General features: G+C 67.1%; 23 protein-coding genes. 8 read left to right on the plus strand and 15 right to left on the minus strand.

Features of this window, described 5'->3' with window-relative positions; translation table 11 throughout:
* Positions 1–11: 11 nt before the first annotated feature.
* Positions 12–464, minus strand: a complete 453-nt coding sequence (locus tag AB0H50_RS10750; protein ID WP_357449558.1) for a DUF6325 family protein — start codon at positions 462–464, stop codon at positions 12–14.
* 320 nt (positions 465–784) lie between these two features.
* Here AB0H50_RS10750 and AB0H50_RS10755 point away from each other — a divergent pair, with 320 nt between their 5' ends.
* Complete coding sequence (locus tag AB0H50_RS10755; protein ID WP_357449561.1) at positions 785–2,206, plus strand: hypothetical protein; 1,422 nt, start codon at positions 785–787, stop codon at positions 2,204–2,206.
* 421 nt (positions 2,207–2,627) lie between these two features.
* Positions 2,628–3,923: a DUF1254 domain-containing protein gene (locus AB0H50_RS10760; RefSeq protein WP_357449564.1), complete on the plus strand. Its 1,296-nt coding sequence runs from the start codon at positions 2,628–2,630 to the stop codon at positions 3,921–3,923.
* Between the two features lie 7 nt (positions 3,924–3,930).
* Here AB0H50_RS10760 and AB0H50_RS10765 read toward each other — a convergent pair whose 3' ends face one another.
* From AB0H50_RS10765 to AB0H50_RS10795, 7 genes are all read right to left on the minus strand, one after another.
* Positions 3,931–6,735, minus strand: coding sequence for a cation-translocating P-type ATPase (locus AB0H50_RS10765; RefSeq protein WP_357449567.1), 2,805 nt, complete (start codon positions 6,733–6,735; stop codon positions 3,931–3,933).
* Between the two features lie 27 nt (positions 6,736–6,762).
* Positions 6,763–7,674, minus strand: coding sequence for a polyphosphate kinase 2 (gene ppk2 / locus AB0H50_RS10770; protein ID WP_357449570.1), 912 nt, complete (start codon positions 7,672–7,674; stop codon positions 6,763–6,765).
* Between the two features lie 16 nt (positions 7,675–7,690).
* A complete protein-coding gene (locus AB0H50_RS10775; RefSeq protein WP_357449573.1) occupies positions 7,691–8,095 on the minus strand; it encodes a hypothetical protein in 405 nt (134 codons plus the stop codon).
* Positions 8,096–8,497: 402 nt separating this feature from the next.
* A complete protein-coding gene (locus tag AB0H50_RS10780; RefSeq protein WP_357449575.1) occupies positions 8,498–9,316 on the minus strand; it encodes a class II glutamine amidotransferase in 819 nt (272 codons plus the stop codon).
* An 83-nt stretch (positions 9,317–9,399) separates the two neighbouring features.
* Entirely contained in the window at positions 9,400–9,936 is a 537-nt protein-coding gene (locus tag AB0H50_RS10785) for a hypothetical protein (protein WP_357449578.1), read from the minus strand.
* Between the two features lie 4 nt (positions 9,937–9,940).
* Positions 9,941–11,323, minus strand: a complete 1,383-nt coding sequence (locus tag AB0H50_RS10790; protein ID WP_357449581.1) for an MFS transporter — start codon at positions 11,321–11,323, stop codon at positions 9,941–9,943.
* A gap of 12 nt (positions 11,324–11,335) precedes the next feature.
* A complete protein-coding gene (locus tag AB0H50_RS10795) occupies positions 11,336–13,177 on the minus strand; it encodes a glycoside hydrolase family 15 protein (RefSeq protein ID WP_357449583.1) in 1,842 nt (613 codons plus the stop codon).
* A gap of 103 nt (positions 13,178–13,280) precedes the next feature.
* Between AB0H50_RS10795 and AB0H50_RS10800 the strand changes: the two genes are divergently transcribed.
* Positions 13,281–13,406, plus strand: a complete 126-nt coding sequence (locus tag AB0H50_RS10800) for a hypothetical protein (RefSeq protein WP_357449585.1) — start codon at positions 13,281–13,283, stop codon at positions 13,404–13,406.
* A gap of 69 nt (positions 13,407–13,475) precedes the next feature.
* Here the strand turns inward: AB0H50_RS10800 and AB0H50_RS10805 are convergent, their stop codons facing one another.
* Positions 13,476–13,868 carry an SHOCT domain-containing protein gene (locus AB0H50_RS10805; RefSeq protein ID WP_357451510.1) on the minus strand — a complete coding sequence of 131 codons (393 nt, stop codon included), beginning with the start codon at positions 13,866–13,868 and terminating at the stop codon, positions 13,476–13,478.
* Between the two features lie 560 nt (positions 13,869–14,428).
* On the opposite strand from AB0H50_RS10805, the gene AB0H50_RS10810 reads away from it, so the two are divergent.
* A complete protein-coding gene (locus AB0H50_RS10810) occupies positions 14,429–14,752 on the plus strand; it encodes a GYD domain-containing protein (protein WP_357449588.1) in 324 nt (107 codons plus the stop codon).
* 56 nt (positions 14,753–14,808) lie between these two features.
* Here the strand turns inward: AB0H50_RS10810 and AB0H50_RS10815 are convergent, their stop codons facing one another.
* Together AB0H50_RS10815 and AB0H50_RS10820 are read right to left on the minus strand one after the other, a co-directional pair.
* A complete protein-coding gene (locus tag AB0H50_RS10815; protein WP_357449591.1) occupies positions 14,809–15,513 on the minus strand; it encodes a DUF5995 family protein in 705 nt (234 codons plus the stop codon).
* Positions 15,514–15,675: 162 nt separating this feature from the next.
* Positions 15,676–16,044, minus strand: a complete 369-nt coding sequence (locus AB0H50_RS10820; RefSeq protein ID WP_357449593.1) for an STAS/SEC14 domain-containing protein — start codon at positions 16,042–16,044, stop codon at positions 15,676–15,678.
* On the opposite strand from AB0H50_RS10820, the gene AB0H50_RS10825 reads away from it, so the two are divergent.
* Both AB0H50_RS10825 and AB0H50_RS10830 read left to right on the plus strand, forming a co-directional pair.
* A complete protein-coding gene (locus AB0H50_RS10825) occupies positions 16,043–16,381 on the plus strand; it encodes a rhodanese-like domain-containing protein (RefSeq protein ID WP_357449596.1) in 339 nt (112 codons plus the stop codon). The genes AB0H50_RS10820 and AB0H50_RS10825 overlap by 2 nt on opposite strands.
* A gap of 44 nt (positions 16,382–16,425) precedes the next feature.
* Entirely contained in the window at positions 16,426–16,581 is a 156-nt protein-coding gene (locus AB0H50_RS10830; protein WP_357449599.1) for a hypothetical protein, read from the plus strand.
* 215 nt (positions 16,582–16,796) lie between these two features.
* On the opposite strand, the gene AB0H50_RS10835 is transcribed toward AB0H50_RS10830, so the two are convergent.
* The 3 genes from AB0H50_RS10835 to AB0H50_RS10845 all read right to left on the minus strand — a co-directional run bounded on the left by AB0H50_RS10835 (position 16,797) and on the right by AB0H50_RS10845 (position 20,393).
* Positions 16,797–18,110, minus strand: a complete 1,314-nt coding sequence (locus AB0H50_RS10835) for a diacylglycerol kinase family protein (RefSeq protein WP_357451511.1) — start codon at positions 18,108–18,110, stop codon at positions 16,797–16,799.
* A gap of 40 nt (positions 18,111–18,150) precedes the next feature.
* Positions 18,151–19,866, minus strand: coding sequence for a SulP family inorganic anion transporter (locus AB0H50_RS10840; protein WP_357449601.1), 1,716 nt, complete (start codon positions 19,864–19,866; stop codon positions 18,151–18,153).
* A gap of 101 nt (positions 19,867–19,967) precedes the next feature.
* Complete coding sequence (locus tag AB0H50_RS10845) at positions 19,968–20,393, minus strand: acetyltransferase (RefSeq protein WP_357449604.1); 426 nt, start codon at positions 20,391–20,393, stop codon at positions 19,968–19,970.
* 210 nt (positions 20,394–20,603) lie between these two features.
* Between AB0H50_RS10845 and AB0H50_RS10850 the strand changes: the two genes are divergently transcribed.
* Positions 20,604–21,116, plus strand: coding sequence for a DUF2231 domain-containing protein (locus AB0H50_RS10850; protein WP_357449607.1), 513 nt, complete (start codon positions 20,604–20,606; stop codon positions 21,114–21,116).
* Positions 21,117–21,365: 249 nt separating this feature from the next.
* A complete protein-coding gene (locus AB0H50_RS10855) occupies positions 21,366–21,701 on the plus strand; it encodes an Lsr2 family protein (protein ID WP_357449610.1) in 336 nt (111 codons plus the stop codon).
* Positions 21,702–21,999: 298 nt separating this feature from the next.
* On the opposite strand, the gene AB0H50_RS10860 is transcribed toward AB0H50_RS10855, so the two are convergent.
* On the minus strand, positions 22,000–22,938 hold the full coding sequence (locus tag AB0H50_RS10860) for an oxidoreductase (protein ID WP_357449613.1): 939 nt from the start codon (positions 22,936–22,938) through the stop codon (positions 22,000–22,002).
* Between the last annotated feature and the right edge of the window lie 30 nt (positions 22,939–22,968).

Consider the following 22,968-nt stretch of genomic DNA (forward strand, 5'->3'; position numbering starts at 1 on the left):
GACAATTCTCCTCAACGATTTTCCGCTTCGAGGGCGTCGAGGGACGCCAATATGCTCTGCACCGGAATGCGTCCGGACGCCACGAGTTCGGCGCCGTTACGACGCAACGCGGAGGCGAAAGGCGCCGCCCAGGTGTTCTCGTAAACCAAGATCGCGGCCGAACGTCCCGGTTCGAGCGCCGCACCGGCTTCCGTGCGGTCGGCGTCGTCGAGCAAGCCCGATCCCGCCTCCGCGAACAGGGTTATATCGATCTCCCCGCCGAATCCCACGTCGGCGATATCGATTCCGGTCAGCGAACCGTCGAGGTCTTTTCGGATGAACGCCAGGTCGAGCACCCGGACGATGCCGCGCTCGACGAGGTCGCGCAAGAGGGGCAATGCCGAACCGTCCGGCTGCCGGTCGGGAGGAAATTCGATCACGAGATAGTCGATGGGGCCGATCATGTCGATGTCGGAATCGGTCACTGTATCTCCTCTTTCCGTAGCGAGAAAGAGACATATCGCCCTGACATAGCACTGAACAACTGTCGAAGCATGGCTTTTTATGCGACGGGTGGCGGTGGTTCCGAGAAAGAATCTACGCTCTGCCGACGTCGCCGATGTTAATGTCGATCATAGCGCACGCCCTCATCGGCGGCGGCTGTGAAACTGTGATCCGGGGCAGGCCCGCGTGGCCGGGCCCGCAGTTCGACATAGTGTGCACCGGTCCTGCATCGAAAGGGACCGCCGAAGTCGGCGAATTGCCGTCGCATCGCCCGAATTCGTTCCTGGAGTGAGGGATTCCCATGAATTCCGGACCGCCCGAGGATCTGCCCGCCGACTCGCTGAGCCCGGGCGAACGCGTCGAGCTCGAGAGGCTTCGCGCCGAGGTGGCGGCGCTGCGCGCGGAGGTGCGCGCAGCGCCGCCGGTCGCGGCCGCTCGACCGCCGCGGCACTCGTGGCGATGGACCGCGGTGGCGGTGCTGGTCGTGCTGGTCGCCGTCCTGTCCGTCGCGACGGTGATGTCGCGGTACGTGCGGAGCCAGATTCTCGACACCGATCGGTACCTGACCACGGTGGCCCCGCTGGGAACGGATCCGGTCCTGCAGAACGAGATCGCGAACACGATCACCGACGAGATCTTCACGCGCGTCGATATCGAGGGGCTGACCGCCGACGCGCTGGCCGCGCTGACCGAAGCGGTCCCGGCGACCGAGGACCGGCCGCGGCTGGATCGCGCGGTCGAGGGGCTTGCGCCGGTGATCACCGTGCAGGCGCGCAACTTCGTCAACGAGACGGTGCTGACGTTCGTACGCAGCGAGAAGTTCGAGGACCTGTGGCTGCAAGCCAACCGTGTGGCCCACACGGCGCTGGTCGCGGTGGTGACCGGGCAGGTCGGACCGACATCGGTGACCGTCGACGAGAACGGGACGGTCACCCTCTCGCTCGGCACGGTGCTCGACAACGTGAAGGCACGGCTGCTCGACCGCGGCTTCACCTTCGTCGAGAAGATCCCGCCGGTCGACAAGCAGTTCGTCCTGTTCAGGTCCCCGGAGCTGGTCCGGGCGCAGCGGGCGGTCGACGCGCTCGACAAGGCCGCGAACGTGCTGCCGTGGTTGACGATCGCGGCCGCGGTGTCGGCGATCGCCGCGGCGCCGCCCGGCCGCCGACGTCGTGCCCTGGTCTTCGTCGGGCTCGCGCTGGTGGTGGGCATGCTGATCCTGGCGATCGCGCTGATCATCGCCCGAGCGCTGTATCTGGACCGGATGCCGCCCGACATACTGTCGCCGGACGCGGCCACCGCGATCGTCGACACGGTGCTGGTGCCGCTGCGCACCGCGCTACGCGGAGTCGCCGTGCTCGGCATCGTGATCGCGATCGCCGCCTTCCTCACCGGAAGCGCGGGCTCGGCCGTCGCCGTCCGCCGCGGCTTCGGGCAGGGCTTGGACGCGGTGCAGCAGCTCAGGCGTTCGCGACCACCGAATCCGGTGGAGGTGTGGGCGTTCCGTCTGCGCGTGGCGCTGCGCTGGGCGATCGTCGGGGTCGCCGCGCTCCTGCTGATCTTCTGGCGTTACCCCACCGGGCTGGTGGTGGTGTGGATCGTGCTCGGCGCGCTGCTGGCATTGGTCGCGCTGGAGATCCTGATTCGTCCCGCGCGCGGCCAGGAGGAAGCTGTCCCACCCGAGCCGAAGAACGGTGCGGGCACCCCAGCTCGGGCAGGCGCTTGACCCGGCGATCGAAGGCGTCCGTCGGATGGACGGAATCCGGCTGCGCCGCATCGTCGTCGGGCTACGGGCGCCTCCGTCTCCCGGGACGTGCCCGCGCCCGTGCCTGGCCGACCTGAGATGTTGCCGAAAAATTGCTAGCAAACTATCTCGATGCCGGTTCGTTGCACGGAAATGCAACCGTCTAGAAGTATTTTCCCGATACTCTCTCCTCGAATCTCGAGAACGGCCAGGCAGTCGGCGTCGCCTTCGGCATCGTCCACATCGAAGAAGGGCGTGTTCCATGAACTTCGGGAAGAGTCGCGAACACCGCGAGTTTGCCGCACTATCGCGCAGGTCCGCGCTCGGACTGAGGCTAACCGCCGTCCCGATCCTCGGAATGGCCGCGTGCGGCGACCCCGACAGCGGTGCGACGGCGACGTCCATGAGCGCGGCCGCCGAGGACGCCAAGGCCATCGCCACCGACGCCTACGTCTTCGGCTATCCCCTGGTCCTCATGGACGTCGTCCGGGAGAACGGCGCCCCGCCCAACCGCTTCCAGCACAGCGACCCGCCGACCCCGGAGAACAAACAGGTGGTGCGCCTCAACCTCGACACGCTCTATTCGCAGGCGTGGCTCGACGTGCGCACCGAACCGATGATCCTGCGGGTGCCCGCGATGGAGCCGACCCGGTACTGGCTCATGCAGATCATGGACGCGTGGTCCAACACCGTCCACGATCCCAGCAGCGTGGATCCGCAGGTGAAGCCGGGCACGGCAACGCCGCCGTTCACGTACGCCGTCACCGGGCCCGGCTGGTCGGGGGACCTGCCAGAGGGAGTGACCCGGCTCGCCGTGCCCACCGGCACCGCCTGGCTGATCGGCCGGCTCCAGTTCGACGGCGCCGCCGACGTCGACCGGGTCCGCGAGCTGCAACGGCAGCTGGAGCTGGTGCCGCTGAGCGAATGGGTGAAGGACCCGAACGCGCCCCACGGCGACCCCGGCGCGCAACCCGCGAGCGCGGCCGATCCGGCCGCGATCGTCGCAGCGATGGACGGGCCCACCTTTTTCGAGCGGATGGGTGAGGTCATGGCGCTCAACCCGCCCGCGGCCGCTGATGCCGACGCCATGCGTCGATTCGCGGCCATCGGCATCATCCCCGGCGGCAGCCCGAAAGGAGTCCCACGCGACGTGCTGAACGCCGCGGCCGGCGACGCGAAGAAGCGGATCCCGAACTATCGCAACCCTTACGCCGAGGACGTCAACGGCTGGACCTTCGATCCGAGCCTCGGCGCCTACGGCACCAACTACGACGTTCGCGCGATCGTTGCCATGAAAGGGCTCGGTGCCAACCTCGCCAGAGACGCCATCTACCCGACCGTCGACGCCGTCGCCGACGACGACGGAGTGCCGCGCCGCTTCCGAATCCGTTTCGCCGCGGGACAATTGCCGCCGGTCGACGCGTTCTGGTCGCTGACCGCCTACGACGCGGCAAGCCACTTCGTCGACAACCCCGCGGGCATCTACGCTATCGGTCATCACACCCCGGTCGTTCCCGGCGCGGACGGCTCGGTCGAGCTGGTCGTGCAGAACGCCGATCCCGGCGCGGGCGTACCGCAAGGGAACTGGCTGCCCATCCCCGCCACCGGAGCGTTCTCCCTGACCCTGCGCCTCTACGCCCCGAAACCCGAAGCGGTCGACGGCGCCTGGCAGATGCCGAAGCTCGAGCAGGTCGACTGACGGCGGGTCAGCGTCCGCTGGTAACCATCGACGTCCGGGCACGCTGCGGACCGACCGCCGCACCGACCGGGATGCGCGCGGCGGGCGTGGCGCCGCGCAGCCGTGCACGACGGATCGCGCTCTCGGCTTCGATGACGATCGGGACGAGCAGCGACCAGCCGAGGCAGGCGAGCCACTGGCCGCCGGTCAGCGAGGTCGTCATGAGCAGGTCTTGCAGGAACCCGGTCTCCACGGCGAACACCGTGACGACGACCGGGATCGACAGGATCTTGAGCGCGCCGAGAATCGGTGGCGTCAGGCCGGATTCGGGGTCGCGGCGCATGACCAGCCCGCTCAGGATGGAACCGAACGACAGCACGACGAACGCCGTGGTCATCGGGACGTTCGCCTCGGTGGTGCTCATCTCGCCGGGCGCGAGGAGCATCGCGGCGAGCGTGACAGCGAACTGCAAGACACCGTAGGCGAGCCACTGCACGAACGAATTCCGGTTGGCGATCGGCTTGGCGGGGTCGCGGGGTGGCTTGTTCATCAGATTCGGCGGCGGGGGATCGAGCATGATCACCGCGACCGGGAACAGCGTGATGAAGAAGTGCTGGAAGAGCACCATCAGCGGAGTCAGCGCGACGCCGTCGTTGATGTCGAAGATGCTCGCGACCAGGAATAGCAGCACCAGCGAGAACAGCTTGGACATCTGATAGCGGATGTAGGACACGATTTTGTCGTAGATGCTGCGGCCCAGGCGGATCGCGGTGATCAGGGTGCCGAAGTTGTCGTCGGTGAGCACCATCTTGCCCGCCTGTTTGGTGACCTCGCTGCCCGATCCCATCGCCACGCCGATATCGGCTTTCTTCAGCGCGGCCGCGTCGTTGACGGCATCGCCGGTCATCGCCACCACCGCGCCGCCGCGCTGCATGATGTCGGCGAGGCGCAGCTTGTCCTGCGGGGTGACGCGCCCGAACACATGCAGATTCGGCAGGGCGGCCGCCAGCTCGTCGTCGGTCATGGCCTGGAGTTCGGCGCCGCCGATCGCGCCGGGGCCGAGCCCGAGTTCGGCGCCGATCGCGGAGGCGGTGATCGCGTGATCGCCGGTGATCATCCGGACGTCTATGCCCGCTTCGTGAGCCGTGCGCACCGCGTCGATCGCTTCGGAGCGCAGCGGGTCGATGATGCCGACCATGCCGACGAAGGTGAGGTCATCGACGAACGCCATCGGATCGGCCGCGACGGCCTCCTCCCGCCCGTCGATCACGCGCGCCGCAAATGCCAGTACGCGCAAACCCTTTTCCGACATGGCGCGATTCGCGGCCACGATCTCGTCGCGCATGTCGTCGATCGGCACCGCCCGGCGCCCCGGCCGGTACGCGGTCGCGCACCGGTCGAGGACGACGTCGGGCCCGCCCTTGACCAATTCGACGAACCGGGTGAGCTCGTCCACTTCGAGGTGGTGGAACGTGGCCATGAACTTGTACGCCGAATCGAACGGCACCTCGGCGACACGGGGATACGTCCGGCGCGTGAGCGGCGCGTCGACGCCGAGCTTGGCCGCCAGCACCACCAGCGCGGCCTCGGTCGGATCGCCGACGACCTCACCGGTGTCGGAGACGGTGGCGTCGCTGTCGAGGCACAGCCCGTAGGCCAGCAGGGTGAAGTCCGGGACGGCCTCGCCCGCGATCTGGGTGATCTTGCCCGACTTGTCGTAGCCCTGGCCCTCGACCAGGTACTGCCTGCCGTGGAAGTACAACGACCGCACGGTCATCTGGTTCATGGTCAGCGTGCCGGTCTTGTCCGAGTTGATGGCGCTCGTGGCGCCGAGCGTCTCGACATCGGTGAGGTTCTTGACGACGGCCTTGGCGTCGGCCAGCTGGCGCGCACCGTAGGCCAGCATCGCCTGCACGAAGGTGGGCAGGCCGGTCGGAATCGCGGACACGCCCATCGAGATGCCGAGCAGCAGCAGGGTCGTGACGCTCTGCCCGCGGATCACCCCGATGATCACGATGATCGCCACCGCGGTCCATGCGATCACGCCGAGCACCTTGGTCAGCGCGTTCAATTCCCGTTGCAGCGGAGACTTGCTCGGCGCGACGGCCGAGAGCATCGAGGCGATCCGGCCCATCTCGGTGTTCTGGCCGGTTTCGGTGACCACCATGCTCGCGGTCCCGCGGGTGACCGAGGTGTTCTGGAAGACCATATTGCTGCGATCGCCGAGGGCGACCTCGGTGGTGGCGAGTGTCCGAGCGTCCTTGGCGACGGGTGCGCTTTCGCCCGTCAGCGCGGCTTCCTGCGTCTCGAGGGTCGCGGATTTCAACAGCCGTCCGTCCGCGGGGACGATGTCGCCCGCCTCGAGTTCGATGATGTCGCCCGGTACGAGTTCGGTGGCGTCGAGCTGGGTCAGCGCTCCGTCGCGGATCACGCGCGCCTGCGGCGTCTGCATCTTGGCCAGGGCGTCCACGCTGGCGCGCGCCTTGACCTCCTGCTGGGTGCCCAGCACGATGTTGAGCCCCACCAGCACACCGACGACGATCGCGGTCGGTATCTCGCCGATGATCACGCTGACCACGGCGACCGCGACCAGCATGAGGTTCATCGGATCCTTCAGCTGCGCCAGCGCGATCGCCCAGACCGACGGCGCGGGCTCGGAGGCGATCTCGTTGGGCCCGTATCGTTCTCGGCGCTCCGCGACGTCGCCCGCCGTCAGGCCGGACCGCTCGTCCGAGCCGAAGGCGGACAGCGCGACGGACGAGTCACGCGCGTACCAGACCGGGCGAGCGTCCCCGGCGCCCGCCGGGCTCGGCGCCGATTCCATCGTTGCCATGACGCTCGTCCTTTCCGGGCCGGACTCTCAGAAGGGGGTCGGGATCCAGTGCAGGGGCTGCGTCGGTGGCTGGTAGCCCGCCGGGCTCTGCCGATCCGGCAATGTGACTTTCGGATGGTCCGGATGCTCGTAGGGGATCTGGCTCAGCATGTGGCTGATGATGTTTAGCCGCCCACGCCTCTTGTCGTCGTTGTACGCGACATACCATGGCGCCCAGCCGGTGTCGGTGTGGCGGAACATCTCGTCGCGCGCTCGCGAGTAGTCGTACCAGCGGCTGTAGGACTGCAGGTCGAGGTCGGACAGCTTCCAGAATTTGCGCGGGTCGTCGATCCGGCTCTGCAGCCGCAAGGTCTGCTGCTCCTCGCTCACCTCGAGCCAGTACTTCAGCAGGATGACGCCGGATTCGACGATCGACTTCTCGACCGTCGGGATGGCCTCGAGGAAGCGCTGGGCCTCCTCCTCGGTGCAGAATCCCATCACGCGTTCGACACCGGCGCGGTTGTACCAGCTGCGATCGAAGATGACGACTTCACCGCCCGCGGGAAGATGGGGCAGGTAGCGCTGCACATACATCTGCGACTTCTCGCGTTCCGTCGGCGCGGGCAGCGCGACCACCCGGAACACCCGCGGGCTGACCCGCTCGGTGATCGCCTTGATGACACCGCCTTTTCCCGCGGTGTCGCGCCCCTCGAACAGGACACAGATCTTCGCCCCGGACGACCTCACCCACGCCTGCAACGCGACGAGTTCGGCGTGCAGGAGCGCGAGATGCCGGTAGTACTCCTTTTTCGTCATCGGTGGCGGCTGCGCCGGAGCGGAAGGCTCGATCAACTCACCCGAGGCCGACTCGGCCGAGACCTCAGGCTGTTCTCTCGGCGCGTGCTTACCGGCACCACCCTTCTTGCCTTTGGTTTTGCCGTGTCCGGCTTTCTTTCCCATGATGTGCGGGCCCGGATCAGATGCGGTCGGGCTGCCACGTCGTCACGGCCCAGATCACGACGACATTCAAGCTGATGATCACGATCGACCACCACGGGTAGTAGGGCAGCCACAGGAAGTTCGCCAGGATGGACAGCGCCGCGAGGAAGACCGCGACCACGCGCGCCCACATTGCTCCTGCCATCAGCGCGGCCGCCGCGATCACCAGCAGAATCCCGAGAATCAGATGGATCCAACCCCAGCTGGTGGCGCTGAGCTGGTAGGCGTAGTTGGGCCCGGTCACCAGAATGTCGTCCTTGGCGATGGCCGAGATGCCCTCGAAGATCGAGAGAATGCCGAGGGCCATCAACAGGATCGCGGCGCCGATCGACGTCCCCGCCGCCACCGCCTGCTTGACGGAATGCTCATCAGTTGCTGACATCGCGAGTCACCTCTAATCATTCGTGACGGTTTCGATCGATCAATCGCCTCATCGCTCGAACCGGATGGGGCAAGGCGAGAACGGCCGCAGGGCACCGTCTGCCGAGAAAGACGCTGGATCAGCGCAGGAAAACGCTGGTTGATGCCACGGGAGGGCGGACCGTGCCGCCCCGTTCGAGGTCGGCTTCGACGCCCGGACTTCAGCGAGACGTGACGCCCGCATCGCGGCCGCTGGCACCGATGACGGCACTCGCCTCACTTCGCCAGCATATCTCCAGCGACACTTTCACCGGAGTCGAATCGCGACCGCGCAAGCCTGTCGCAACATCGCGGTGACCTACCCGGCCGGGAGGAAGTGCCGGGTGGTGGGTCCCACCGCTCGGGTGTGCGACGAACACGCCCGTTACGGCGAGATCGGTTGGAAGGGGCGAATTTCGTCGTGGCCGGGCTGGACGACGCCGGCCGAGGATTCCGGGACTTCGTTCCACGCCCCCGAGAGATCGCGCAGCGGCTCGGAGACCACGAACCGCGCCTCCTCGCTGAGCAGACCGAGCGACTCGACCTCCGGATGCAGCGCGCGCAGTTTTGCTATATCCGTCGAGTAGAACAGTGTCCGCGTGTGCTGTTCGCTGGAGTACCGGAAGAACCACATCGACTCGCCGTCGGTGGTGGCGACACTCATCTGGACCGGGTGCGTCACGTCGTGCGCGCGGCCGACCTCTTCGACGAAACCGGCGGCACGGGCGACCGCGCCGAACGGATCGTCGGTGAGGCCGAAGGTGAGCGCGAGGAAGAACAGGAGTTCGGAATCGGTGGACCCCTCGATCTCGGTGAACAGAGCCGGATCCACCGCGGTCAGCAGATCCCGTTTCATCGCACGGAAACCGTTGAGCGCCCCGTTGTGCATCCACAGCCACCCGTCGTGCCGGAAGGGGTGGCAGTTGCTGCGCTGGACGGCGGTCCCGGTCGACGCGCGCACGTGCGCGAAGAACAGCGGAGTCCGCACGGCGCCCGCGATCTCGCGCAGGTTCTGATCGTTCCACGCGGGTTCGATGTTCTTGAACACCGCCGGTCGTGAACCTTCGCCGTACCAGCCGATCCCGAAGCCGTCACCGTTCGTCGTCGTCGCGCCGAGCCGCGAGTGCATGCTCTGGTCGATCAGCGAATGCACCGGCCGGAACAGCAGGTCCTCGGCCAGGATCGGTTTCCCCGAGTAAGCCATCCACCTGCACATATATCGATTCAAGCAGACTGGTGGAAGACTCGGAACGAAAATCGCATTCCGTCGACCGGCGGCCACCCGACTCAGTGGGTGAGCACCACCTTGACGATCACGACGGTCGCGGCGACCGCGGTCAGCAGGACGGCGCCGTACACGGACTCCCGCGTCGGGCGCTCGCCTTTCAGCCGTGCGATGACGAAGACGATGCCTCCGATGCGGACCAGCATGGCGAGTTCGGCGAGGATCTGCGCGGTCCTCGGCTCCAGCCATCCCAGCCACCCGGTGGCGAGGATCGCGCACGGCAGCACAGCGGAGCTCAGAATGGGGATGGAATTGCGCAATTCGCGCACCTGTTCCGACCAAGTCAGCGGACTTCGTTGCCGCACAGTATGTCCGACTGCTTCGGCGAAGGAGTGAGCGACGAACGTCGACAGGGCGGTGCCGAGGACGACCAGGATGCCGACGTGCTTGTCCGCCGCGACGAACGGCACCAGCGCCGCCAGCACCAGCACATTGCCGTAGATGTAGGCGCTGATGCGGCTCGCCGCATTGTCGCGATCCAACGGTCTGCTGCGGGAGAACAGCGGACCGTGCAACAGCGCGTGCGTGTCGACGCCCATCGGATCAGGTGGCCTGGATTCGGCCGGATTGTCCGGGCAGAAATGCCGCGGCGATCAGTCCGGCGCCGCCGAGCGCGGCCAGTGTGATCATCGCGGCGGCGTAGGCGTGACCGGTCAGTCCTGCGGCCAGGATGGTGCCCGCGATGGCGGTGCCCATCGAGGAGCCGAGATTCGACACGCAGCGCGACAGACCGGAGATCTCACCCTGCTGTTCCTCGCCGAAGGCGGACTGAACGATATTGACCGCCGGGGTGAGCATCACGCCGAGCCCCACGCCGATCAGCAGCAATCCCGGGACGAAAGCCCAGAGATTCTCGGAGCGTCCGGTCATGACGATCAGCACGACGATGCCGACGACGGTGACGAGAAAACCCGCCATGATCAGCGTGCGCTGGGCGCGCCTGCGGGCCAGGCGCGCGGCGGCCAGCGACGACACCAGCAGCCCGAGGGTGGCCGCGGTGAAGATCACGCCGGTCTCGATCGCGTTGTAGCCCCGCACAACTTGCAGATACGCCGCGACGACGAACGACGTTCCCATCAGCAGCAGCCATTGCAGGTTCTGGGTGACCAGGCCGAGGTTCGAGGTGCGGTTACGGAACAGGCTCGTCGAGATCAGCGGCTCGTCACCGGCCCGCTCCCGCGCGCGAATCCACAGGAAGAACCACGCCAGCATCGCCGCGCCCGCCGCGAGCAGCGCGATCATCAGCCGAACATCGTCGTCGGCGGCCAGGATTCCCATCACGAGCAGTACCAGCCCGATCGCCGAGAGCGCCGAGCCGGGAATGTCGAACGACTTCGTCGGATCGGCGGGGAGTGGGTCGACGACGCGCAGGCTGAGCAACACGATCACCGCGACCACCAGCGCTTGGAAACCGAACGCCGCGCGCCAGCCGAGGCCCGAGGTGATGAGTCCGCCGAGCAAGGGTCCGGCGGCGGCGCCGATACCACCCATGGCCATGATCACGCCGAATGCCCGTGCGCGGGAAGTCGTTTCGGTGAAGAACAGGGTGGTCAGGATGTAGACCGGCGGGATCAGCATCGCCGTGCCGACGCCCTCCAGTATCGAGTTGCCCAGGATCAGCACACCGAGTCCGGGCGCGAGCGCGCTCAGCACGGCGCCGATGCCGTACAGGACCAGGCCCGCGATGAAACAGCGTTTGCGCCCGTATCGGTCGGTCAGCTTCCCGCCTGGGATCATCAGCGCCGCCATGACCAACAGGAAGGTCGTGATGACGATCTGCACGCCTTGTACGGTGGTGTCCAGGTCGCGGCTGATGTCGTTGATCATCACGTTCATATTCGAACCGGCGAAGCTGCAGATGAACTGCGCGAGTGCCAGCGGAACGAGCACCGCGCGCGGTGGGCTGGAGACGCCTGTGTCGGTCATCGGCCCATCGATCTATCCGGAGGATTCCGGCCGCGCCTCGGCGCGGTCGAGTTGCTCGTCGAGGGCCATGGCAGCCGCGACCAGAGCCAGGTGGGTGAACGCCTGCGGGAAGTTGCCCAGCTGCTCACCGGAGGGGCCGATCTCCTCGGCGAACAGTCCCACGTGATTGGCATAGGTGAGCATCTTGTCGAAGGCGTAGCGGGCCTGCGTGAGACGACCCGCCCGGGCCAGCGCTTCCACGTACAAGAAGCTGCACAGGTTGAAGGTGCCCTCGACCCCGCGCAGACCGTCCGGGGATGCCTCTGGGTCGTACCGGTAGACCAGGCTGTCGCTGACCAGCTCCTCGTCCATGGCGTCCAGCGTGCTCAGCCACGCCGGGTCCAGCGGTGACAGGAAACCCATTCGGGGCATCAGCAGCAGCGACGCGTCCAGCACGTCGGTGGCGTAATGCTGCACGAACGCCTGTCGCTTCACGCTCCAGCCGCGCTCGACGATCTGGGTGAACACTTCGTCACGCGCGCGCGTCCACCGCGCCACGTCCGCGGGCCGCGAGTACTTGGTGGCCATGCGAATACCGCGATCGAACGCCACCCAGGTCATCAGCCTGCTGTAGGTGAACTCCTGTCTGCCGCCGCGAGTTTCCCAGATGCCCTCGTCCGACCGGTCCCAGTTGCCGGCCAGCCAGTCGGTCAGTTTCGCGAACGCGCGCCACCCCTCGATGCCGCCGATGTCGCGAGCCTGCGCCAGCGCGTCGGCGGCCTCGCCGTAGATATCGAGCTGGATCTGGTCCGCCGCCGCGTTGCCGACCCGGACCGGCGCGGAACCGCGGTAGCCCTCCAGGTGCGTGAGCACCTCCTCCTCCAGCAGCGGGTCGCCGTCGATCCGGTACATGATCTGCAGCGGCTCACCCGAGGCGGTGCCGCCCGCGTCGAGACGGTCACGCAGCCACCGCCGGAATGCGTAGGCCTCCTCGGTGAAACCGAGGTCGATCAGCGCGCGTACCGACAGGGAGGCGTCCCGGATCCACGTGTAGCGGTAGTCCCAGTTGCGCTCGCCGCCCACCTGCTCCGGCAGTCCCATGGTGGCCGCGGCGATCGGCGCGCCCGTCGGCGCATAGGTGAGCAGCTTCAACGTGATCGCGGAGCGGTTGACCATGTCCCGCCAGCGTCCCTGGTAGGTGGACGAACGCAGCCAGGACTGCCAGTAGTCCCGGCACCGCTCGAAGTCGGCGAGGATGTTGTCGCGACTCGGATGCTCGGGCGCGGGGCTCTCGCTCGCCGCGCTGGTCAGCACCACGACGGCGGTCTCGCCTTGGGAGAGCGTGAAATGTGCTGTGACGTCATCGTTTTCGGCCCGCAGCGTGACCGGTTCGATGGTCCGCAGGTGCAGGTCCGTGCCGGGGCCGTGGAAGACCACCGCGTGGTCGTCGATCTGCTCCAGGGTGTGCTCGGCGCGCCCGTAGTCGAATCGCGGCTTGCAGGTCAGCGTGAAGGACAGACTCCCGCGCACCACCCGGGCCACTCGCACCAGCCGATGCCGATCGGTGGGTGTGGTGCCCCGGATGGGATCCATGAAGTCCCCGACCTCGCCGACCCCGTCCGGTCCAAGGAACCGGGTGACGAGAATCGCCGTGTCCGGCATGTACAGCTGGCGGATCGACACTTCGTCGTCGGTGGAATCCACGGCCAGCCGGCAGAAGCCGCCGCGCTCGCTGTCCAGCAGGGAAGCGAAGATGCTCGGCGAATCGAACCTCGGCGTGCACCACCAGTCGATCGTGCCCGCCGACGACACCAGGGCCGTGGTTTGCAGGTCGCCGACGATGCCGTGCTCGGCAATCGGTGGGTACTTGTTCACGAGCGCTCCTTCACTCCCGTGCAATTGGCCATAGCGGAAACGAGATGCGGAGGGCCTTCTTCCTGCTCGCTCGAAACCTGTTGACGCCCAAGACGAATTGCGGATGCTTCATGCGGGAGCGGTCAGCGGCGTCCAGCCGAGCCGCGGCGAGATTCGGTCGACAGTGGTGATCGCACTCGACGCGGCGCTGATCTGGGCCGTGACCGCCCGGGAGCCGAATCGCACCTGATCCGGGCTCCCAGGGCGGTGTCGCGTGGCAATACCGAAGCGCACCGGGGCGGCGTTCGCCGTCACCGCTTTACGCGGAGGGTGTCTGTCCCAGTGCCCGACCCTTGAGCTGTTCGAATTCCGCCGCGGTGATCACACCGGAGTCCAGCAGCGACTTCGCTTCGGTGATCTGCTCGGTGGGAGACTTGCCCGCCACCTGCCGGATGTACTCGTCGGTGCTCTGCTTGGCCTCGAGTTGCATCTGCCGCGCCCGCTCGGCCATGCCGCGGCCCCGGACGATCAGGTAGACGAACGCACTGAGGTAAGGCACCAGTATCAGCGCGATCACCCACAGGGTCTTGCCGAGGCCCGAGACCGTGTGGTCACGGAACAGGTCGAGCAAGATCTGGAACAGGACGATCAGGTACGCCACGAAGGCGAACACGATGATCGTGTACCACAACAGGTCCCAGAACGAATCCAACATGGTGAACCCTCCTCCGAGTGTGCTACCCCCCGCTTCGTTGACCGACCAGGCGGCGCCCGTCTGCGCCGGGGCCGGACGATCCACCGTTGGCATCGGCCCGCCTCGCATCGCCTACGCGCACATCCGTTCACCGATGATATCCGGCGCTCATCGCGGATGCGTACACTCTCGGCAACCGCATCCGGCGGGGCTCGTGGTAATCCGACGTCACCGCCGTCGCCGACCCGCTCCGGTGCGCGTCAACGCCCGTCTGCCAGGGACGTCTCGTCGATATCGAACAATCGTAGGATGCCGCGCCGAGGTGCGCCGAGCATCCCACCCGGCTTCGTGTCAGCACGGTAGCAAACACTTGGACACAGCGAAACCCGCTAATTTCACTGCGGCGGGACGCGTGGCCTCGGCCGGGCTGCGGGCGCCATCGATGACGTCGCAGTATCCCGACTGGTCACGGTGCCGCATCATTGCCGCGACGGTGCTTCCGCGGCGCCGCCCGGTGGCGGCCGAGACCGTAAGGTCGGTCCTGCCAAGAGTGTTCTGCGAGAAGGAGGAGTTAGGAAATGCCCAAGTATCTGTGGCGAGTCGGCTACTCCGAGGAGGGGGCTCGCGGTCTGCTGGCGCAGGGCGGCAGCGCCCGCCGGGCAGCTATCAAGGAAATGGTCGAAAGCGTGGGCGGTCACGTGGACGTCTGCTACTTCGCTTTCGGCGACGACGACCTGTTCGTGATCGGTGATGTCCCGGACGAGGTTTCGGCCGCGGCGCTCGCCATCCGCACCGCGGCCTCCGGTGCGGCGCTCTCGCACACCGTGACGCTGCTGACCCCCGAGCAGATCGACGAAGCCGCCGCGCGGGAGGTCACCTACCGGCCGCCGGTGGAGGCGTAATCGTTGGACGACTCGGCCGAACCGCCGCGCGGCGGTTCGGCCGAGTCGTTGCCTGGTTACTTCGGCGGCGGAACGACCGGTGTGACGAGCATCCGGCCCGCGGTGCCGACGGTTTCCTCCAGGGTTCGCTTGGTCATCCCGAGCAGCACCGGGTTGTTGCGCTGCTGCCAGAGAATCTGCGTGGTGGTCCACGCGGTGTCCCTGGCGCGAGCGATGCTGAAGCTGGTCAGAATGTGCTTGAGCGCCTCGGCGTCCTTGGTGGTCAGCTTCAGCAACGCGGGCTCGTATTCCGCCCTGACCTCGGCCTCGATCTTGGCCAGCAGCTCGTTGACCTTGAGATAGTCGGCGTGCACCGGCTTGGTGTCCGGCGTGGTGCCGCGCTCCTTGCACGTCTCGACCACCGCGGTCGCCAAATCGTGGTTGATATGGGCGTTCATGCCCGCCAGCGCGAACTGCAACGGCCACACGGTGCGGTTGGCGCGGGCATCGAAGACCGGCCGCCAGACCGGGTTGGGCCGCTTGCCGCGCTTGGCGGCGTCTACCGCGTCGAAATACAGCCGCGCGAAGATCACATCGAGGCGTTCGACGAATGCGGCGTCCGCGAAGAATCCTTCGGTGATCTGCTGCCCCACCAATTCGGTGACGCGCAGGTACATGTTGTTGAAGCTCGCGACTCCGTCGCGCGGATCGAGTTCGTCCTTGATGGCGCGCATCCGCCGGATGACCTCTTCGACGGGCCCGGGAATCTGGGTAATCCTCATGCTGTCCTCCTCCGCAGGGTCGTTACGTCTGTCAGCGACATTGGATGTATCGAACGCGCTTCGTAAACCACTGCTACAGTGGCGATTTCACTGCTCCGTAGGACTCGGAACCGCACTTTTCCTGTGCTACCGAATGCCTGAACGCTACCGGTAGTCCGGGCCTCAACGGTCGGCCGCTGCCGCCCAGGCGATTGCTTCGCTTCTGTTCGCGACGGGGAAGCGTTTGAATTCTCCCGGTGTCATCCAGCCGAACAGCGAGGTGACGGTGATCATCCAGTCGAGGTCGGTGACCAGCGCGATCCGCTTCCAGCGCGTCAGGTGCTCGACTCCGAGCTTCAGATCCTCCCACGCCGCTTCGGGTGTCATGCCGTCGAATCGCTCGAACACCAAGACAATTCGGATCTCGTCACCGCGACCCCAGACTTCGCGGATGGCGGGCATCAGTACTCGTTCGTAGTCGGATGCCTCGAGCCGTCCCGTTGCTTCGAACCCGATGACGCCGTCCGGCAATCCTCCGATCGGTTCCAGCATGATCACGACCGTAGCACTCACATCGAATCACTCGCAGGCGCTTACTCGAAATGCAATTACGCATATCGAGTACTCGCGGCGTCATGTGGGCGGGCCGATCGAACCGCTGCGGTCGCCGCCTGGTGCGCGTCGCGTCGGCGCTGTCACGAGGATGGTCAGCGCGAGCTTCGGACAACTGCGCGCCCGCGCGTCGGAGATCCCGGCCGGTCCGGTTCTGGTCTTCGGCCGAGTCGGGCACCGAGGCGACAGCGCAACGCGGTTGCTGACGCAGCTCGGCTGGGACGCGGTCAACCTGGACGGCGGATACCGGACCTGGCGTATCGCGGACCTATCCTGACAACCCGGCTGATGAAGCCCCGATCCACCTGAGGAGCAAACACAGTGTGCCAGCGAATCGTCTGCCGTAAGTGCGGCAAGCCCGGCTACCTCGGCTGCGGAAATCACGTCGAGGAGGTGCTCGGCGACGTGCCGAAGGCGCAGCGATGCTCCTGCGAGGTCCAACCGCCGCCCCGCAGGCGCTGGTTCTTCGGCGCCTGAACGTCTCGACATCGGTCTCGCTGTAGGGCGATGGCTGCGCGCGTGGGCGGTCTCGTGGCCGATCCGGCCTGTAACGACCACCCGGGCCGTGCCTGCTCCCGAGATCCCGACGTCCGCATCCCACGGCAGTTGAAACCGGCAGCGTCGGTGAACCTCGAACGAATCGACCGCGCACCGGCCGTGTGGCCGGTCCGCGATGGCACACGACCCGGTCATCAGGTCCCGGAGCGGGATTCGGCTGCGCGCCGGAAGCCACGGGCCCTCTCCCGCAAGCGAATCCAGTCCACCGCTGGGGTGGGCGCGGGAATGCCCGGCCGCGTTCTCGGCACCCGCACGCGCAGCGCGCCCGGCGTGATCGTGCACCGGACCGGCGTGGTGAGCAGCAGTGATTCCCCGTCGACTCCGACGGGGATGGTGGCGGTGTCGGCGTCGACGACCACCTCGCGGGTGGTCTGCTGGACGAGTTGACGAAATCGGCCGACGCGCAGCAGATCGAGGGCCTGGCGGGTGCTGGCGACCGAGAGTGCGACCACCCCGAGCACGCCACGGTCGATCCGGGCGCGGCGGCTCAGTCCGGCGAGATCCCCGCTCCCGTAGGGATTGTTGCTGACCAGGACGGCCTGCGGCCCGTCGACGACGGTGTCACCGATATGGGCGACCAGCCGCGAACCCGTTTGTCCGGCAAGGAGATCCGGGAGCGTCTGAAGTGTGGTCGCGGTCTTGTCGTCGCGGTAGGCGGGACTGCGCACGAGTTCGGCATAGACGCCGAACGAGGCGTTGTTGACGAACGGGCGGCCGTTGATGGCGCCCAGGTCCACCCGCAAGTCGACGCCGTCGGTGAGCGCGTCGAGCGAGGCGCCGGGATCGGCGCGATCCAGACCGAGATCCATGGCGAAGTGGTTGCGTGTGCCCGCGCTGATCACCAGGAATGGCACGCCGGATTCGGCGGCGACCCCCGCGACCAGCGCCTGCGTTCCGTCACCGCCCGCAACGCCGAGCAGATCCGCGCCGCGTGAGACGGCGTCGCGGGCCGCCCCGACGACGTCCACGGGCTCCGGCCCTTCGAGCAGCAGAACCTCCGCGCCGAGTTCCTCGGCCCTGCGCCGCAGGTCGAATCGCGCGACCTTGCCGCCGCCGGAATGCGGATTCATGATCAGGAACGGCCGGCTCGGCGGCGAGGCCGGATATTCGGGCATCCGCGTGTCGCGGTCGTCCTCGCGCAGTGCGATACGCGCGCAGATCAGCGCCAGCGCCGCCAGACCGCACGACAGCAGCACCACCCACAGCAGTTCGGCGCGAACGAACATGACGAACACGGCGATCGGCGCCGCCACCGCCACGACCGCCGCGGCCGCTCGCAGCACCCCGCGCTGGGACAGGAACCAGTAGAGCGCCGCGACCGTCACCACCGCGCCGCCGATGCCGACCATCACCAGTCCCGCGGTCCCGAGCAGTCCGGCGAACAGCACCGGGACGAGCACCGCGCAGCCCACCGAAACGAACGCTGCTCGCGCGGACCACCGTCGCACGAACGCGTCTTTGCCGTATTCGTCCTCGTTCACGGTCGCCTCATTCCTGTGAGTGGTCGCGGCGGCGGTCGGGGCGTTCCAGGAAGTCCGCGACCGCGGCCTCGACGGTGGGGTAGAAGTGGGCCGGGTCGAATCGGTCGCCCATGCCGAATCGGATCAGCCGATCCTTGACCGGCCCCTTCATCTCCGCGAAGGCCAGCCGAATCCCTTTGCCTGCCAGGTAGTTGTCCAGGTCGACGAGTTCGTCCACGGCGGTGGTGTCGAGGCCAGTGATCGGTTCCGCCGCGACGACCACCCACTCGACCGGGGTCGGAGCCCTTGCCACCACCCGGCGGACGTATTCGTCGAAGATCTCGCCGTTGGCGAAGAACAGGGGGGCGTCGAACCGGACCAGGACCAAGCCCGGGATCCGGTGTCCGTCGGGGTGGCGTTCGATGTCGTGATAGCCGGGGCGGTCGGTCGTGCGCACCAGTTCGGTGCGGTAGGGCTGCCACGCGCGCGCGACCACGGCGACGAACGACAATCCGATGGCGACCAGAATCCCTTGCAGCACACCGGCGAACACGACGCCGAGGAAGGCCGCGACGGCGAGCCAGAATTCCACGGCGCTCATATGCCACATACGGACCATGCCGCCCACATCGATGAGCGCGGTGGCCGCGACGATGACCACGGCCGCGAGCGCCGCGTCGGGCAGATACGCGGTGAGGCCGGGGGCGACGAGGACGAACACCAAGACCGCGAGCGCGCCGACGACACCGGCCAACTGGGTGTGGGCTCCGCTCTGTTCGGCGACGGGGGTGCGAGATCCGCTCGCCGACACCGGAAAGCCGCCGAACAGCCCGCCCGCGATATTCGCCGCGCCGATTGCCTTCATCTCGGTGCTTCCGTTCACGTCTTCGCCGTGGCGGGAGGCGAAGGTCCGTGACAGCACACCGGTGTCGGCGAACGCGATGAGCGCGATTCCGGCGGCAGGCCCGATCAGGCGCGCGACGTCGTGCCAGTCGACGCCGCCGATCGAGGGCAGCGGTAACCCCTCGGGAAGGGCGCCCACCATGGGGATGTCGTCGGTGAGTTCGGCGGCGGCGCACAATGCGACGGCCGCGACCACGGCGACCAGCACGCCCGGGACGACGGGGAACCACATCCGGAACGCGACGATGATCGCGATGGCGCCGACGCCGATACTCGCCGCCACCGGGTCGACCTTGCCGTCGAACACCGACCTTGCCGTCTCGGCGATCTCGGCCAGCACACCGGTGGCGTCGACGGAGAATCCAAGCAGTTTGGGCAGCTGTCCCACGACGACGATGAGCGCGATCGCGTTGAGATATCCGAGCCGGATGGGCTTGGACAGCAATTCGGTCACGAATCCCAGCCGCAGGAATCCGCCGATCAGCAGAATGAGGCCGACGAGAACGGCCAGGACCCCGGCCAAGGCGAGCGCGTCGTCCTGATCGCCCGCCACGGCCAGCGGCAGGACGGCGGCGGCGATGAGCGGGGCGAGCGAGGAATCCGGGCCGAGAACCAGGATCCGGGACGGACCCACCGCCGCGTAGGCCAGCAGCGGGACGATCGTTGCGTAGAGACCGGCGTAGGCGGGCAGGCCGGCGGCCTCGGCGTATCCCATGCCCGCGGGGATCAGCAGCGCGGTCAAGACGAGTCCGGCGGTGATGTCCGTGCGCAGCCAGTCCCGCCGGTACCGCAGGGCGGTCGCGATACCGGGCAACCGGCCGAGAACGTCGGTCCAAGACATCGGCCGGCCTCAGCCGTCGCGTGCGTGCAAAGGATCCACCGTCCGCTGAGGGGATCTACCGCCCACGATTCTCCTCCGACCCTGGCGGCGTCCGAGGCCGTTCAGAGCTGCGGCTGCCAGGCGGTCACGGCCCAGATGACGACCACGCTCAGCGCGATGAGGAGCAGTGACCACCACGGGTAATAGGGCAGCGACAGGAAGTTCGCGATGATCACCAGTACGGCGACGGCCACCGCGGCGTAGCGGCCCCATGTCGTGCCGAACAGTAGGCCGAGGGCGCAGATCAAGCCGACGATGCCGAGGATCAGATGGACCCAACCCCAGGTGGTCGAGTCGAACCGGTAGACGTAGTCGACGCCCGCGACGTAGATCTCGTCCTTGGCGATGGCCGAGACTCCTTCGAGCACGGAGACGGCGGCGAGCACGAGCAGCATGATCGCCGCGGTGATCGAGATCCCCGTGGCGACGCTCTGCCGCTGGAAAGGCTCCGCGGGCGGGGGACTCGGGGTACCCGATGGGTTCGTCATGGTGGGACTCCTCGTCGTCATCGGACCGGATCCGCCGATTGTCGCCCCGCGAGTACGCGCGAATCCTCACCTGTTCCGGGTGAAGTGCGCGAGCGGCCGACCGCCCGATTCCGACCGGTAGTTCTGATCGTTTCGGGTATGCGTCTGATAAGTGAGGCGGCTACCACGACTGTCCCGGTCCTTCCTCGAAAACAACACCGAGGGGTTGCTATGACCAGTGAGATGCAGAAGGCGAAACGACCGGTCATCTCCATGGTGTCCGGTCCGTATGGACATCCGTTCCACCCGATCCTGGTGACCGTGCCGATCGGGGCGTGGGTGGCGAGCGTGGTGTTCGATATCGGCTCGCGGATAGTGGACGACCCGCAGTTCCTCGCCCGCGGCGCGATGTGGCTCGTCGCGATCGGAGTGCTCGGCGCGCTGGTGGCGGCCGTGATCGGTCTGCTGGACTTGCTCGCGCTACCGACCGGCACCACGGCGTTTCGCATCGGTTTGGTGCACATGAGCCTGAATCTGGCGGTGACCACCGCCTTCGTCGTCGGCTTCTTCTGGCGCAGTTCCGGCGGCGGGCCGCAGGGCGCGGTGTCATGGGGCCAGCTGGTGCTGTCGATCGTCGCCCTGGCCGTGCTTGGCGTCTCCGGCTACCTCGGCGGCCAGCTCGCCTATCACTATGGCGTCCGGGTCGCGGACGAAACCACCCAGGCGACCGGCTTCCAACACTGATCGGCGCGAGGAGGTCAGGCCGGGGTGATGTCGCCGCACCGGGCGGCACGCCTCACCCGAAACGAATGACATACCGGTGGGGTAGGGCCTCGCCTGTTCGCCGAACATCGGCGATGTGTGGTCGGTGGCGGGGTGGGCGTAACATGCTGAATCTCGACCGGCGAGTTCATAGATTGGTGTCGAGTCTCTGCGCGTCCGGTTATCGCGCAGGTGTCGGTGGGTTTTCGAATTGGGAGTGGGGTATCTGGTATGGCGCGCAAGGTTGTTGTCACGGTCGTCGACGATTTCGACGGTCATTCGCAGGCGGCGGAGACGGTGTCGTTCGCGGTGGATGGTGTCGAGTACGAGATCGACCTATCGCAGGAGAACGCCGCCCGGTTGCGAGAGTTGTTCGCGCAATGGGTTCTTCATGGCAGGCGAGTGGGTAGAGCGGGTCGGCGCAGCAGAAGTGTCGAGACCGCTGCCGGGGACGGTCCTCGTCCCGGCGTGGTGCGGGAGTGGGCCAGGGCGAACGGTTTCGACGTTCCCCGGCGCGGGCGCGTGCCCGCCGATGTCGTGGCCGCTTATCAGAAAGCCGCGTCCTAGGCGCTGAACTCTCGGATCCGAAGTCTTGGATAAGGGTCCGTCCTCCCGAAGGTCGATGCGGGAGGACGGACCACTTCCCCGTCAGCCGCGGGAACGCCGCCACGTTCTCGGGCCGCTTCGACCTTATCGGGTAATCGGCGCGGAGGGGGCATTTGACGCGAACTTTGTGTCGTTCCTTGGCTTGTGACCCTTGCGCGTCGTCGATTCGGTGAGGGCAAAATGCTGTGGCCAAGCGGTGCCTTGTGTTACGACGTCGTACGGATTTCTCCGCGCCGAAACCCACTCGGCAGCACCGCCGTCAACCGCTCGCCGCGGTGGGCACGTCGATCGGCACGCCGGTCTCCCGCTCGGAGACTTCCCACAGTTTGGCGATGGCGCTGTTCATTCCAATTTTGCGGAAGATCGGTTTGCGCACCGGCGGCCCATTGTTGACGAACATCGGACCGTAGAACTCGCCACCGTTCGCGGTCGGGTCCGTCGCCGCACGCAGCTGCGGCAGCGCACCGTCGGGCGCGGACATGCCGGTGTGCACAGCGGCCCACTGGCTGAACCGCTGTGTCAGGCCACCGCCGGATTCCCGGACGCTGACCGCTTGCAGGTTGGTGTTCGACAAGCCCGGATGCGCGATCAGACTCGCCGCGCCCACGCCTGCCCGCTCGAACGCACGCTGCAATCCCAGGCCGAAGTGAAAGTTGGCGAGCTTGGCCTGGCCGTACGCGCGCCACGGCCCGTAGCGACCCTCGAGATGTGGATTTGCCGGGTCGACGGCGCGGCCCATGTGATGCGCTGTGCTCGTCACGGTCACGACGCGGGCTCGGGGAGTGCGCAGCAGCGCGGGCAGCAGTAGCGCGGTCAGGGTCCAATGTCCCAAATGGTCCACGCCGAACTGCATTTCGAAACCATCGACGGTCTTCGCCTCGCCGGTCGCCATCACGCCGGCGTTGTTGATCAGCAGGTCGATGCGCTCATGTGAGCCGAGGATCTTCTCGCCGGCCGCGCGCACGGATGCCTGCGCGGAGAGATCGAGCGCCACCAGCTCGAGTGAGGCGTCGGGCGCGGTCGCGCGGATGGTCTCGACCGCGGCCGCGGCTTTGTCCTGATTGCGTACCGCCATCACGACGTGGGCGCCCTTCGCCGCCAGTTGCCGCGCCGTTTCCAGCCCGAGCCCGCCGTTTGCCCCGGTCACCACCGCCGTCCGGCCGCGCTGATCGGGGATTTGAGAAGCGTTCCAGAACATCGCGAACCTCCTGGTCGAATGTTCGTTCGG

Origin of the sequence: Nocardia sp. NPDC050793 (genome assembly GCF_040654065.1) — a bacterium.
Taxonomy (GTDB): Bacteria; Actinomycetota; Actinomycetes; order Mycobacteriales; family Mycobacteriaceae; genus Nocardia.

Bases quoted from the DNA above. Each gene is read 5' to 3' on its own strand.
- AB0H50_RS10790 (WP_357449581.1), bottom strand. From the start codon at position 11,323: ATGACCGACACAGGCGTCTCCAGCCCACCGCGCGCGGTGCTCGTTCCG.
- AB0H50_RS10825 (WP_357449596.1), top strand. From the start codon at position 16,043: ATGATCACGACCGTAGCACTCACATCGAATCACTCGCAGGCGCTTACT.
- AB0H50_RS10820 (WP_357449593.1), bottom strand. From the start codon at position 16,044: ATGCTGGAACCGATCGGAGGATTGCCGGACGGCGTCATCGGGTTCGAA.
- AB0H50_RS10780 (WP_357449575.1), bottom strand. From the start codon at position 9,316: ATGGCTTACTCGGGGAAACCGATCCTGGCCGAGGACCTGCTGTTCCGG.
- ppk2 (WP_357449570.1), bottom strand. From the start codon at position 7,674: ATGGGAAAGAAAGCCGGACACGGCAAAACCAAAGGCAAGAAGGGTGGT.
- AB0H50_RS10855 (WP_357449610.1), top strand. From the start codon at position 21,366: ATGGCGCGCAAGGTTGTTGTCACGGTCGTCGACGATTTCGACGGTCAT.
- AB0H50_RS10775 (WP_357449573.1), bottom strand. From the start codon at position 8,095: ATGTCAGCAACTGATGAGCATTCCGTCAAGCAGGCGGTGGCGGCGGGG.
- AB0H50_RS10840 (WP_357449601.1), bottom strand. From the start codon at position 19,866: ATGTCTTGGACCGACGTTCTCGGCCGGTTGCCCGGTATCGCGACCGCC.
- AB0H50_RS10760 (WP_357449564.1), top strand. From the start codon at position 2,628: ATGAGCGCGGCCGCCGAGGACGCCAAGGCCATCGCCACCGACGCCTAC.
- AB0H50_RS10800 (WP_357449585.1), top strand. From the start codon at position 13,281: ATGCTTCATGCGGGAGCGGTCAGCGGCGTCCAGCCGAGCCGCGGCGAG.
- AB0H50_RS10785 (WP_357449578.1), bottom strand. From the start codon at position 9,936: ATGGGCGTCGACACGCACGCGCTGTTGCACGGTCCGCTGTTCTCCCGC.
- AB0H50_RS10815 (WP_357449591.1), bottom strand. From the start codon at position 15,513: ATGAGGATTACCCAGATTCCCGGGCCCGTCGAAGAGGTCATCCGGCGG.
- AB0H50_RS10765 (WP_357449567.1), bottom strand. From the start codon at position 6,735: ATGGCAACGATGGAATCGGCGCCGAGCCCGGCGGGCGCCGGGGACGCT.
- AB0H50_RS10845 (WP_357449604.1), bottom strand. From the start codon at position 20,393: ATGACGAACCCATCGGGTACCCCGAGTCCCCCGCCCGCGGAGCCTTTC.
- AB0H50_RS10850 (WP_357449607.1), top strand. From the start codon at position 20,604: ATGACCAGTGAGATGCAGAAGGCGAAACGACCGGTCATCTCCATGGTG.
- AB0H50_RS10755 (WP_357449561.1), top strand. From the start codon at position 785: ATGAATTCCGGACCGCCCGAGGATCTGCCCGCCGACTCGCTGAGCCCG.
- AB0H50_RS10860 (WP_357449613.1), bottom strand. From the start codon at position 22,938: ATGTTCTGGAACGCTTCTCAAATCCCCGATCAGCGCGGCCGGACGGCG.
- AB0H50_RS10810 (WP_357449588.1), top strand. From the start codon at position 14,429: ATGCCCAAGTATCTGTGGCGAGTCGGCTACTCCGAGGAGGGGGCTCGC.